The sequence below is a fragment of the Bacillus sp. FSL L8-0099 genome (assembly GCF_038006385.1).
Lineage (GTDB): Bacteria > Bacillota > Bacilli > Bacillales > Bacillaceae_G > Bacillus_A > Bacillus_A toyonensis.
In genome coordinates this window covers 3,037,681-3,051,328 of sequence record NZ_JBBOVC010000001.1, presented here as the reverse complement: position 1 = coordinate 3,051,328, position 13,648 = coordinate 3,037,681, and the positions used below count along the sequence as shown (strand labels likewise).

Sequence of the window (13,648 nt, the reverse complement as noted above, 5' to 3'; positions counted from 1 at the left end):
CGCCACTTTTTATTTTTGTTTATTAGATTTATCCTCAAGTTTGGATTTATTTATTGTGGAAGAATTTATATATTCATCTGACATCTCCATAGCATATTTATCATGGTGAATAGGATTATGTTCTCTTAATTCATTGTCTTTATGCAGTACTAACTTCTGCATATAAATGTGGAAAAAAACTTCTATTCCGCCAATAATTAAAGCGGCTATAAATGAAGATAATCCAATGTTACGAGTGGAATCTAAATCAGTAAACAACGATGTTAGCAACCAAATTCCAAAGAAGGTTAAGCCAAAATCTGCAATGGTGGCAATCATATTTCCGTATTTAGGTAAAATAAAGAGATCTCCAATTAAATAGGCAGCTCCTGTAAGAAGAAGAGAAATCAGTAATATTCTAGGAATTGAAATGTCTTGAAAAATACCGAGTATGATTAATAATACTGCAGTTATAGCTGTATATTTAATTAATAAAGCAACAATATGTTTCATCATTTTCCTCCATTGTTTAAAGGTATATAGAATAAAATATTTCATTGAAAACGGGTTATGCTTTTATATAGCGTAACCCGTTTCATTTTGTGATGGAGGCATATTTATGATATCCCATGGCACGTATGTTGCATTTCGGTCTCCTACACACTACTATTTTTGGATAAAAGTGCATGAATTATACCTTCGAATGCGTGGTCATAATTACCAGTTAATTAGATATATATTTTGGCATGCAATTTAACATATTAAAGAAAGAAGGGGGTGAAATAACATGTCAAACAATAATAGTGGAAGCAACAATCAATTATTAGTACGTGGCGCTGAGCAAGCTCTTGATCAAATGAAATATGAAATTGCTCAAGAATTTGGTGTACAACTTGGTGCAGATGCAACAGCTCGTGCAAACGGATCTGTCGGTGGTGAAATTACAAAACGCCTAGTATCATTAGCTGAGCAACAACTTGGCGGTGGGGTCACTCGTTAATTTTATATGTTGAATGGATATAGAGGAGAGGCATATGGCCTCTCCTTTTTCATACATTTCTTTTTCAATTTATATTTAATATTTACAACTATAAAATATTAGAATTTGAAAATCTGAAATCTTATTTATATAGGTACTACTTTTAGCTATTGATGCCTTAAATATTTAACTGAAGAGGATTAAATCTTTTATGAAACTAGAAGCTCATTTAAAAAAATGAATTTTTAGTACATGGTTAAAGATATATAGTGTTGTATAAGTTTTAAGAATTATAAATAAAAAGCAGTTAGCAAAAGCTAACTGCAATGAGAAAGTTACATCCATGAATTTAAGGAGTATAACCATTTCATGGGTTAAATATAGTATGAATAAAGAAACTAATTTTATGTAAAAAAATTAAAAAAGAGCAGTTATTTATAATGACCGCTCTTTACTGGTAAGAAGTACAACCTGGGTAAGAAGCAGATTATACTCCAGATATTATTTGTAGAGTATCGAGTTTTATTCACAAAGGTAGGATGAGTCAACATCTAAAAATAGGTTGCAATTTTTCAAAGAACAAGATTTTGATTTTTTATTACATTTTAGTTCTTGAATGTGAAAAGTATACAAAATATTTCTTTGTTTAATACATCTTTCGGTCCACATATTTTCCGTAATCAGGTACAGCAATTTTATCAAATTCTTGAACGAGTGTTTTGAGGTTTGTTGATAGCACTTCACCTGACATCGGTAGCCCATGTCCAGTAACAGCGACCAGAGGCTTTAATTCTTCTAATTTAATGACGGATTCTTTAGCAGCTTTCCAGTCTGTTGTTAAATAACGAGGCGGACCGCTTATTTCCTGTTCCTGAGTAATTACCTTATATAGATATTCCTGTTTCACTGTAACAAAAGCATCGCCAGCAATTAAAATTCGGTCTTTTTCGCGGAATAACGAAATATGCCCAGGGGTATGACCTGGTGTATGAATCCATTTAAACCCTGGCATATGTGGAACAGTTCCATCAGTAGGTAGTGTTTTTACGTTATTCCCTAAATCGATTGGTTCGTTAGGGAACAGAGGGGATATTTTCGCTATCATACCACCTTCAACTGTAGGATCTGGTTCAGGGTAGCTTTGTTGCCCAGTCAGGAACGGTATCTCCATTTGATGAGCATAGACTGGAACATCCCAATGTTTGACGAGTTCAATTATTCCTCCAACATGATCAAAATGTCCATGAGTTAAAATAATTGCTTTTGGGCGGTTATTTGCACCAAAGCGATCTTCAGCGACAGAGATAATTTCATCTGCAGATTTAGGCATTCCAGTATCTACTAATACAAAATCATTTGCTTGCGGAATTCCGAATAAGCAGATGTTGACGATTTGAATAGTGTAACAAAATAAATCAGGTAATACCTCGATGCCATGACCACTTCCAATTGAAGTTGCCGGAATAAACTTGTAATCACTTCCATAATTCATTTCATTATCCACTTGTCATCCCCCTAAAGTTATTTTAATACCACATTATAGTTCCCTAATTTTGAAAATCCATTTGTGGGGATTTGGTAAAAGGGATTCAGTGTTACAAAAGTCAATTATTTTAGTCTTAGAATAAGAGGAGAGACTTTAACAAATATATATCACCTTATATAAAGTAAAACTAAAAGTTTATTGATTTTAAAGTCGCAGTTGCTACTATTTTTTGAGGAAAGCCATAATCAATTCCACTAAAATAAAAGATAACGGCATTTTTATAACGGAAGGAAAAATTTTGGCATGCGCCGAGGCTAATTATGAAAAAATTAAGGCTGGAATGAAATAACTCATCGGATGCTTTAGAACAAAGTAATGTATGTTATACGATTAAGAGTGTGGACTTCAAGAAATAAAAAGAAAAGATCCCATTGACAATGATAATGAAAATCATTATCATTTATTTGAGAGATAATTTATTTGTATAAAGGGAGATATTGCTTTGAAAAAACATAATATGAGAGCGTTAGTAGTAGCTACAACATTAGCTATTCCTTTTGCTGTTTATTCTAGCCCAGTGCAAGCAGCGGAAAAAATAGCAGAAAATAAAGCAGGAGTTATGGTAACAGATCGTGTATATAATGTTGAAATCAAAATATATAAAGATCAAAAAGATGAGCCATCCATGGTGTCTCAATACATAAAAGATCCCAAAGTTAAGATTGAAAATGGGAAAAAAGTTGTTACTGCAACAGTACAAGATAGCGATTATTTCCAATATCTTAGAATAGAAGATAAAAATCAACCAGGTGTATTTCACGATGTGAAAGTATTGTCAGAAGATAAGAGGAAAAATGGGACGAAAGTAGTTCAGTTTGAAATAGGAGAATTTTCGAAGAGATATAATATGCAAATGCATATTCTCATTCCTGCTATTGGATATGATCATAAATATCAAGTTCAATTTGAAATTTCAGATTCGACAGTAAATAACAAAGAAACTGAGAAACCAGATGATAATTCTAATGCAGGTGATAAGGAAACGGATCATCAAATTGATAGTCAAAATATGATAACGGACAAAAAATTAAGGGAACTTGTTAATAAAAAAGTATTTAATAGAAAAGATTTAAATACACCAATTACGAAAGAAGAGTTATTACAAGTAAAAAACTTATTTTTAAATACGAATGAGATCCTCGACTATAGTGGATTGAAATATATGCCAAATTTAAAGTCTTTAACAGTTGCTAATGCAAAGATAACAGATCCGTCGTTCTTTGCGAACTTAAAACAATTGAACCATTTAGCTTTGCGCGGTAATGAAATTGTAGATGTAACACCGCTTATTAAAATGGATAATTTAGAATCTCTTGATTTAAGTAATAATAAAATTACGAACGTTGCACCACTAACTGAAATGAAGAATGTGAAAAGTTTATATGTAGCAGGCAATCAAATTGAAGATGTAACAGCATTAGCAAAAATGGGACAATTAGATTACTTGAATTTAGCAAATAATAAAATTACGAACGTTGCTCCATTAAGCTCGTTAAAAAATGTAACATACTTAACTTTAGCGGGTAATCAAGTTGAAGATATTACACCGTTATATGCATTACCTTTAAAAGATTTAGTATTAACGCGTAATAAGGTTAAAGATGTATCGGGCATTGACCAATTGAATCAATTAGATGAATTATGGATTGGGAAAAATCAAATTGAAGACGTGACACCACTTACTAAAATGACTCATCTTAAAGTATTAGATGTACCTAATAATGAGTTAAAGGATATTACTCCATTATCAAATTTAGTAAACTTGCAAAAACTTGATTTAGAGGCAAATTATATTTCTGATTTATCACCAATTAGTCAGTTGAAAAAACTAACGTTTTTAAGCCTTGTAGCGAATGAAATTCGTGACGTTAGACCTGTTATTGAATTAAGTAAGCAAGCATACATTAATATTCAAAATCAAAAAGTCTTTTTAGAGGACGTAGAAGTACATAAAGCAGTGAAAGTACCTATTTATGAAAAAGACGGTGAAATCTCTACAAAAATCCGTTTAAAAAGTGATGGCGGCACTTACAATAATGGTGTAATTACATGGAATACGTTAGGTGAGAAAGCATATGAGTTTGGAGTAAAAGATCCATTTGCTGATACAGGCATCTTTTACACTGGTACAGTAATACAAAAGGTTGTGGATAAAGTATCAGGAGAAGTGACAGAACCAAAAGGAGAAGTGACAGAACCAAAAGGAGAAGTGACAGAACCAAAAGGAGAAGTGACAGAACCAAAAGGAGAAGTGACAGAACCAAAAGGAGAAGTGACAGATCCAAAAGGAGAAGTGACAGATCCAAAAAGTGAAGTGACAGATCCAAAAGGTGAAGTGACAGATCCAAAAGGTGAAGTGACAGATCCAAAAGGTGAAGGAATAGATCGAGTGAATTCGCAAATTACTAAAAATAACGCATTGAATAAACAAATTGTTAAGAAGGAACAGATATTACCTGCTACAGGACATGATACGAATTGGTTATCCGTTTTTGGTGGGGGATTAATGTTGATAGGAGCTTATTTATATAGAAGGTTAAAGAGAGTTAACTAAAATAAAAACCTTTTTGCTAACTAATGAATTGAAAAATCGAAGTAATCTGTGCGATACAGTTATTTGAAGGGATTAGCCTAAATATAGGATTCTTTCTTTGAGCAAAATTAGATGTGTTATCCTGAATTTTTAATAATGGTAACAAAAATAAGAACAGCCATTCAACGAAGAAGGCTGTTCTTATTTTTATTTCAATAGATATTTTTACATTATCAATCTGTCTGGATTGTCTTTTTTCTTTTAGTAACTTTATATTTTAATAAGAAGCTTCTTAAATAAATAATAGTAAGTCAGCTTAGGTGAATCCATTTTTATTTTCTATATCTCTTCCTAACTTAATTATATCATGTAATTAACGTTCGAAATAGACTGTTTATTCTTATTGACTACTGCTACAATCAAGAACACATGACTAGTAAGGAGAGATGTTAAATGAGTTCTTTCGTTCTCGATTTTCAGGAAATAGAAAAAACACAGCTTTTTCTCGTTGGTGGAAAAGGATTGAATTTAGGGGAGTTATCAAACATTCAAGGTATACAAGTGCCAGAAGGATTTTGTGTTACAACAGTAGGGTATGAAAAAGCCATTGAACAAATTGAAGTGTTTCATACTTTGTTGAATCAACTAGCCATACTAAAAATTGAGGACCGAGATCAAATTAGTGAAATTAGTAAGAAAATTAGAGAAGCCATTATGACAGTGGAAATTCCAGTTGATGTAGTGGAATCAGTAGCTCATTATCTCTCGCGTTTTGGAAATGAACATGCATATGCAGTGCGTTCTAGTGCTACTGCTGAAGATTTACCGTATGCCTCGTTTGCTGGTCAGCAAGATACGTATTTAAATATCATCGGAAAAGAAGCGGTTTTGCAGCATGTAAGAAAGTGTTGGGCTTCTTTATTTACAGATCGAGCGGTTATATACCGAATGCAAAACGGCTTTGATCATAATCAAGTTTCTATATGTGTTGTCGTTCAAAAAATGGTTTTCCCTGTGGCTTCAGGGATTTTATTTACTGCGGATCCGATTACTTCTAATAGGAAGGTGTTATCAATCGATGCCAGCTTTGGACTTGGCGAGGCGCTAGTATCTGGATTGGTTTCTGCCGATAATTATAAGGTAAAAGAAGACGAAATCGTCGAAAAGGTCATCGCAACGAAAAAATTAGCCATCTATGGACGAAAAGAAGGCGGAACAGAGACAAAGAAAATTGCTCCTAATCAGCAAAAAGTTCAAACACTTATTGAACAACAAATTTTACAACTAGCACGCATCGGAAGACAGATTGAAGCTTATTTTGGTTGTCCGCAAGATATTGAATGGTGTTTAGTTGATGATACATTTTATATTGTTCAAAGTAGGCCGATAACGACTTTGTATCCAATTCCAGAAGCGAATGATCAGGAAAATCATGTGTATGTATCGGTCGGTCACCAGCAAATGATGACGGATCCTTTGAAGCCATTAGGAATGTCTTTATTCCAGTTAACATCCTTTGGACCGAGGTTTCAAGCTGGGGGAAGGCTGTTTGTTGATGTTGCACAAAGATTGGCCTCACCTGCTAGTAGAGAATTTTTATTAAATACAATAGGAGAATCAGAGCCGCTTATTAAAGATGCATTAATGACTGTAATAGAGCGAGATAACTTTATTAAATTGTTACCGGATGAAGAAGAAAAAAGTCTTGGTAAAAGTATGCCACCTGCAAGCTCGCAACCACAAATCGAAAACGACCCAGCAATCGTTACGGATTTAATCAAGAACAGTCAAGCATCGATAGAAGAGTTAAAACAAAGTATTCAAACGAAATCAGGATCAGATGTACTTGATTTTATTTTAGAAGATATTCAGCAATTAAAGAAAATATTATTTCACCCGCAAAGTATGGCTGTCATTATGGCAGGTATGAATGCTTTATCATGGATCAATGAAAAGATGGAGCAATGGCTAGGAGAAAAAAATGCAGCAGACACACTTTCTCAATCTGTACAAAATAATATTACTTCAGAAATGGGTTTAGCATTATTGGATGTCGCAGATGTGATTCGTCCGTATCCAAAAGTCATTGCGTATTTACAGCATATAGAAGATGACAGCTTTTTAGATGAACTAGTTCAGTTTAAAGACGGGGAAAAAGTTCGAGATGCAATCGGGGCGTTTCTAAATAAATACGGAATGAGATGCAGCGGCGAAATCGATATTACGAAAACGCGCTGGAGTGAAAAACCAACTACAATTATCCCGATGATTTTAAATAATATAAGAGATTTTGAAGCTGGTGCTAGTAAGCGGAAGTTTGAAGAAGGGCTGCAGGAGGCTTTAAAAAGAGAAGAAGAGTTATTAGACAAATTGCAGTATTTAGCAGATGGCAAACAAAAAGTAGAAGAGACGAAGCGAATGATCAGTATAATTCGGAATTTCGCTGGCTATCGTGAATACCCAAAATACGGAATGATTAATCGCTATTTCATATATAAGCAGGCATTACTAAAAGAAGCCGAGCAACTCGTGCGAAATAACGTTATTACTGAAATAGAAGATATATACTATCTTACTTTTGAAGAACTTCACGAAGTCGTCCGCACGAATAAACTGGATTATAAGGTTATTCATAAACGAAAAAATGAGTACAAATTATATGAAAAACTAACGCCTCCGCGTGTTATTACTTCTGATGGTGAAATTATTATAGGTAAATATAAACGAGAAAATCTCCCTATTGAAGCAATAGTAGGTTTGCCTGTTTCTTCTGGAGTGGTAGAAGGGAGAGCTCGTGTTATTTTAAACATGGAAGATGCAAGTTTAGAAGATGGAGATATATTAGTTACGGCATTTACTGATCCTGGCTGGACGCCATTGTTTGTGTCTATAAAAGGGTTAGTTACGGAAGTTGGCGGACTCATGACACACGGGGCAGTGATTGCGCGTGAATATGGATTACCAGCAGTCGTCGGGGTAGAGAATGCTACGAAACGAATAAAAGACGGGCAACGAATTCGGGTACATGGAACAGAAGGGTATATTGAGATAGTGTAGTTATATTTTAAATAAAAAAATCGTCCACTAAATATAGCGGACGATTTTTTTATGATTTTAAGCTTGCTGCTATCACCCACCTGAAACTGAAAATTAAAATAAAAATGAGCATATGAATTGGATTTCTTTGAATGCCCCTGTCGTAGAAGGAGACATACATGCTACGATACTCATTCACATGCAAGAAGCAACCATGAACATTGATGAATTAGAATGTACATCAATCTAAAACAAAGAATATTTTCAAAAATATTACAAATTCAGACAACATATTGTAAATTATCTGAATTTTCATTATTATATAAGCGTTATAACGTATTTAATATTGGGGAGGAATAGGGATGAAGAAAAAGCCTTTTAAAGTGCTGTCTACGCTTGCGGCGGCAGCAGTGCTTAGTTGCACATTTGGGGTAGGTAGTCAATCTGTTTATGCGGCAACGCCGTCTAATGTAGGATCTTTAAGTCCGATTGATGAAAATTTAATTCAAGAGGACCGTCTAGCAGATGCGCTCAAGAAACGCGGTGTAATTAATAGTTCTGCGTCGAAAGAAGACACATTAAAAGCTGTTGAAAAATACGTAGAGAAGAAAAAAGGCGAAAATGCTGGGAAAGAACCAGCAGCAGGGGATAGTGTCTCGAGAGAAGCGTTTGACTTTTTGAAAAAAGTGAAAGATGCAAAAGCAGATGCGAAAGAAAAAGCTGATCAACCTGCTAGTGGCCCGGTAGTTGGACAAGAGCCGGTTAAAGGGGGATTAAACGGCAAAGTACCAACTACTTCAGCGAAGCAAAAACAATATAATGGTGATGTCCGTAAAGATAAAGTGCTTGTATTGTTGGTGGAGTTTGCTGACTTTAAGCATAACAATATTGATCAAGTACCAGGTTATATGTATTCAAATGATTTTAATCCAGAACATTATCAAAAAATGTTATTTGGTAATGAGCCATTTACACTCTTTGATGGTTCAAAAGTACCAACATTTAAACAATATTATGAAGAGCAATCTGGTGGTAGTTATACAGTAGATGGCACAGTAACAAAATGGTTGACAGTTCCTGGTAATGCGGCAGATTATGGCGCAGATGCAGGAGATGGCGGCCATGATAATAAAGGACCAAAAGGACCTCGTGATTTTGTAAAAGAAGCATTAAATGCGGCTGTAGAAAGTGGTATTGATTTATCTGAATTTGACGAATACGATCAATATGACAATAATGGTGATGGCAATAAAAATGAACCAGATGGTCTGATTGATCACTTAATGGTCATTCACGCTGGAGTTGGGCAAGATGGAGGCGGTGGTAGACTAGGTGATGATGCAATTTGGTCGCATCGTTGGCACCTTGGAACACCATATCCAATTGAAGGAACAAAAGCAAAAGTTGATAACTGGGGCGGTAAAATGGCAGCGTACGATTACACAATTGAGCCAGAAGACGGAGCAGTTGGTGTATTCGCACATGAATTTGGTCATGATTTAGGCCTTCCGGATGAGTATGATACGAAGTATTCAGGAGCAGGGGAGCCAATTAACTCTTGGTCTGTTATGAGTGGCGGCAGCTGGGCTGGTAAAATTGCAGGTACAACGCCACCGAGTTTCTCTCCGCAAAACAAAGAGTTCTTTCAAAAGAACATGGGTGGAAACTGGGCAAATATTGTAGAGGTAGACTATGATAAATTAAATCGTGGTATCGGTTTTGCAACGTACTTAGACCAAAGTGTAACGAAATCAGCTCGTCCTGGTCTAATTCGCGTTAACTTACCAGATAAAGAAGTGAAAGGTATTCAGCCTGCATTCGGTAAGAAATATTACTATAGTACAAAAGGCGATAATCTTTATACAACATTAGAAACACCAGTGTTTGATTTAACAAATGCAACACTGGCGAAGTTTGATTACAAGTCATTGTATGAAATTGAAACAGATTATGACTTCCTTGAAGTATATGCAGTGACAGAGGATAATAAGAAAACGTTAGTCGATCGAATTGGCGAAAAGAATGTGAAAAATGGTCTAGATACAACGGATGGTAAATGGGTAGATAGGTCATATGACTTAAGCAAATTTAAAGGTCAAAAAGTAAAACTAGTATTTGAATACATTACAGATGGTGGCTTAGCACCGAACGGTTTTACTTTTGATAACGCTACATTAACTGTAGATGGAAATGTTGTCTTCTCTGATGATGCAGAAGGCGAATCGAAATTAAAATTAAATGGTTTCGTTGTAGCAAACGGTTTTGATAAGAAGAAACATAACTACTATTTAGAGTGGAGAAACTACGCTGGTGCTGACCAAGCATTAAAATATAGCAGCGGTGTACCGTATAATACAGGTCTTGTTGTATGGTATGCAGACTCTAGCTTTACAGATAATTGGGTTGGTATTCATCCAGGAGAAGGTTTCTTAGGGGTTGTTGACTCTCACCCAGAGGCAATTGTTGGAACGCTAAACGGCAAACCAACTGTTCAAGGTAGTACACGATACCAAATCGCAGATGCTGCATTCTCCTTTAATCAGACGCCAGCATGGAAAGTTGTATCTCCAACACGCGGAACATATGATTACAAAGGATTACCAGGTGTAACGAAGTTTGATGATTCTAAATTGTATATAAATGATTTAATCCCAGATGCAGGACGTAAATTACCGAAGTTTGGATTGAAATTTGAAGTAGTTGGACAAGCAGATGATAATTCTGCAGGTGCAGTTCGTTTATATCGTTAATAATGGAGAAGCTGTTGAAGGGGATTCCTTTCAACAGCTTTTTTCATAGAAACATAAATTTCATTAAGCAATTAGTTGATGTCCAGATTGATTAAAATATATTTCTATGCAGGTTGGCTTACTTCTTTAAACCAGCCGCATAAAACGGGCCGTGAACTGCGATAGTTGATAAAATACGAGCAATTTCCTTAGGTGTTTCTTTTTGGCCATTATTTAACCATTGCTGAATGACACCTATATGAGCAGATGCCATATAAGAAGTTAGGTATTCGCTTGGAACAAGCAAACTCTCTTTATCAATAAGAGCCCCATTCGTATCTTCAAATAGTGTTTTCCACATAAAGTCTTTCAGTTTTGTTTGGAAAGATAAATCTCCTTTTGGACTTAACACAGCTTTCATAAAATCACTATTTTCATTTAGAAATTCAAGAATAGAAGCGATAAGTACAAATGGCGTCGTTGGGGAAGGGTTTGAGCCAAGATCGGCAATCACTTCAGGGAATTTTTGTTTGGCAATGCTAGAAAACTCATGCATAATTTCTTCTTGGCATTTCGTCATTAAATCAAATTTATCTTGATAGTGCGCATAAAATGTACCGCGATTTATGTTCGCTTTCGTTGTAATATCTTTTACTGTAATGGCGTCAAAACCTTTTTCTTCAATAAGCTCCACTAGTGCATTTCGTATGGCCGTTTTCGTACGAATAACACGTAAATCTAAATTACTATCACGCAAAGCATGTCCCTCCTTAATTTTATTCAACACATTTAGAAAAAGTGTCTTATAACCGACACATTCACGATTTTTGATTTTTGATTATTGAATAAGATTTAGCTCAAACATATAATTCAAAATATAAATAAACAACACGTTGTTCGTTTATTGTAACGAAAATTAAAGGAGGAGAAAAGAAAATGTTTAAAAACAAACTTTTATTGTTAGCACCAGTTATTGCACTACTTGTTGTTTTTATTTTTTCATTAACATTATTCCCAACTGTTCAACCAAAGCCAAAAAACTTGCCAATAGCAATTGTAAATGAGGATCAAGGTGTAGAAGTTCCAAATCAACCGAAAATGAATATGGGGCAAACAATTGTTGATACGGTGAAAAAAACAGCGAAATCAGATGAAGAACCTGCGGTGAAGTGGGTAGAAGTGAAAAATAAGGAAGCAGTTCAAAAAGGTTTAAATAATCAAGAGTATTATGCAGCATTCGTCATTCCGAAAGAATTTAGTATGAAACAGGCTTCATTACGAACACCGCAGCCATCTTCACCAGAAGTAGAAATATTAATTAATCAAGGAATGAATACAGGTGCATCAACTATGGCAGGGCAAATATTAAATGGTGTAGTGGATAATATAAACAACAATGTCCGTACACAAATATTAGATGGATTGAAAGCAAGGGGAGCTACTTTAACAACAGATCAAGCTTCGAAATTAGTAACACCTATTGTAAAGAACGTGAAAAATGTGAATGAGGTCGGAAAAAATAGTGCGAACGGTAACTCACCAATGGCATTATTCCAGCCGTTATGGATTGCAAGTTTAGCTAGTGCAGCGAATATTTTTATTGCGATTAGTAAAATGCCGGTACGTACAAGAAAAGAAAACTTTGGATTAAAACTAAAACAAATAGTAGCTGGAGCAGTTGCGACACTTGTAATTGGTTTTGGCCTTACGTGGATTGCAGATGGGATGGTAGGGTTAAATATTTCGAATTTCACGGATACAGCGTTGTTCTTATCCATCACATCTTTTAGCTTCTTCTTAATGATATCGGCGGTACTTTCATTAGTTGGGCTAAAAGGTATCGGTTTATTCGCACTCTTACTATTCTTCGGGGCACCGTTATTATCATTAGCGCCTGAAATGTTGTCGCCATTTTATCAAGATTGGGTTTATTCTTGGTTACCAATGAAATTTATGATCGAAGGACTAAGGGAGATCTTCTTCTTCGGAAAAGGGGTAAGCTGGAATACACCTGTTACTGTGCTCGTTTGGATTGGTGTGGTAAGTATAGTTATTGTTTTAGTGACTGCTTTCAAACGTAGTGCAATAAAGGAACATAAAACAGAATTAAACGCTTAGAAAAAAGAACGTTTCACTCGTAGTGAAGCGTTTTTTTGTGGTGAAATGATTATTAGTCTATAGGGAAATGAAAAGTTCGTATTTGTGAGTTCTTTTTGTATACATGCTCCTACTATTTCAAATTGCATAAAATATCATGTGAAATAATGGAGGGGATACGATGTATAATTCGAATTATTATGATTCGTATAGGCAAAATGATAAGTTGATTCGTGATATTGAGAAAGCGATTAATGGAGAATTTAGTGCAATAAGTTGCTATGCGAAATTAGCTAATATGGCTCCAAATGCGGCGGAACGAAATCAAATTCTTGAAATTCGTAACGATGAAATAAAGCATTTTCATCAGTTTGTACAAATCTATACAAATTTAACTGGTCAGCAGCCGAAACCACAAATTACGGAAGAATGTCCAAATACGTACTTACAAGGATTAGAATTCGCTATACAAGATGAACAGAAGACAGTAGATTTTTACTTAGAAATTTCAGATGAAACATCGGATGCACATTTGAAAGAGTTATTGCGCAGAATAGCTGCTGATGAACAAAACCATGCGGTGTGGTTTTTATATTATTTTGTGAAGACGAAGTAAATATAAAGAATGAATGGCTGATGTGATGAATATATTAGAAATTATTTTAAAGCGCAGTGCAACAATTGAATGAAAAACTTAAATATAAGCAGAAAGAAACCGTTTCATAAGTAGTGGGACGGTTTTTCGCGGT

At 34.9% G+C, this 13,648-nt stretch carries 9 protein-coding genes and 1 pseudogene; 7 read left to right on the top strand and 3 right to left on the bottom strand.

Annotated elements, in window-relative coordinates; translation table 11 throughout:
- Window positions 1-9: 9 nt before the first annotated feature.
- Window positions 10-492 carry a YndM family protein gene (locus MHH42_RS15475; protein WP_070173430.1) on the bottom strand — a complete coding sequence of 161 codons (483 nt, stop codon included), beginning with the start codon at window positions 490-492 and terminating at the stop codon, window positions 10-12.
- A 274-nt stretch (window positions 493-766) separates the two neighbouring features.
- Here MHH42_RS15475 and MHH42_RS15470 point away from each other — a divergent pair, with 274 nt between their 5' ends.
- On the top strand, window positions 767-979 hold the full coding sequence (locus MHH42_RS15470; RefSeq protein ID WP_000069658.1) for an alpha/beta-type small acid-soluble spore protein: 213 nt from the start codon (window positions 767-769) through the stop codon (window positions 977-979).
- Between the two features lie 625 nt (window positions 980-1,604).
- Here MHH42_RS15470 and MHH42_RS15465 read toward each other — a convergent pair.
- A complete protein-coding gene (locus MHH42_RS15465) occupies window positions 1,605-2,462 on the bottom strand; it encodes an MBL fold metallo-hydrolase (protein ID WP_070173429.1) in 858 nt (285 codons plus the stop codon).
- A gap of 499 nt (window positions 2,463-2,961) precedes the next feature.
- Between MHH42_RS15465 and MHH42_RS15460 the strand changes: the two are divergent.
- The 4 genes and pseudogenes from MHH42_RS15460 to MHH42_RS15450 all read left to right on the top strand — a co-directional run.
- Window positions 2,962-4,654 (top strand): annotated as a pseudogene (locus MHH42_RS15460) (leucine-rich repeat domain-containing protein); the annotation flags it as partial.
- Entirely contained in the window at window positions 4,651-5,058 is a 408-nt protein-coding gene (locus tag MHH42_RS32445) for an LPXTG cell wall anchor domain-containing protein (RefSeq protein WP_445661855.1), read from the top strand. The pseudogene MHH42_RS15460 and the gene MHH42_RS32445, both read left to right, overlap by 4 nt.
- Before the next feature lie 432 nt (window positions 5,059-5,490).
- Window positions 5,491-8,094 (top strand): phosphoenolpyruvate synthase, encoded by a 2,604-nt coding sequence (gene ppsA / locus MHH42_RS15455; protein ID WP_070173427.1) that lies wholly within the window; start codon window positions 5,491-5,493, stop codon window positions 8,092-8,094.
- Between the two features lie 341 nt (window positions 8,095-8,435).
- Window positions 8,436-10,823, top strand: coding sequence for an immune inhibitor A domain-containing protein (locus MHH42_RS15450; protein WP_097838146.1), 2,388 nt, complete (start codon window positions 8,436-8,438; stop codon window positions 10,821-10,823).
- Window positions 10,824-10,941: 118 nt separating this feature from the next.
- Here MHH42_RS15450 and MHH42_RS15445 read toward each other — a convergent pair whose 3' ends face one another.
- Window positions 10,942-11,559, bottom strand: a complete 618-nt coding sequence (locus tag MHH42_RS15445; protein ID WP_001205673.1) for a TetR/AcrR family transcriptional regulator — start codon at window positions 11,557-11,559, stop codon at window positions 10,942-10,944.
- Window positions 11,560-11,738: 179 nt separating this feature from the next.
- Here MHH42_RS15445 and MHH42_RS15440 point away from each other — a divergent pair, with 179 nt between their 5' ends.
- Both MHH42_RS15440 and MHH42_RS15435 read left to right on the top strand, forming a co-directional pair.
- Window positions 11,739-12,920, top strand: coding sequence for a YhgE/Pip domain-containing protein (locus MHH42_RS15440; RefSeq protein WP_070173425.1), 1,182 nt, complete (start codon window positions 11,739-11,741; stop codon window positions 12,918-12,920).
- Between the two features lie 160 nt (window positions 12,921-13,080).
- Entirely contained in the window at window positions 13,081-13,515 is a 435-nt protein-coding gene (locus MHH42_RS15435) for a ferritin-like domain-containing protein (RefSeq protein ID WP_000282820.1), read from the top strand.
- The last annotated feature ends 133 nt before the right edge of the window (window positions 13,516-13,648 follow it).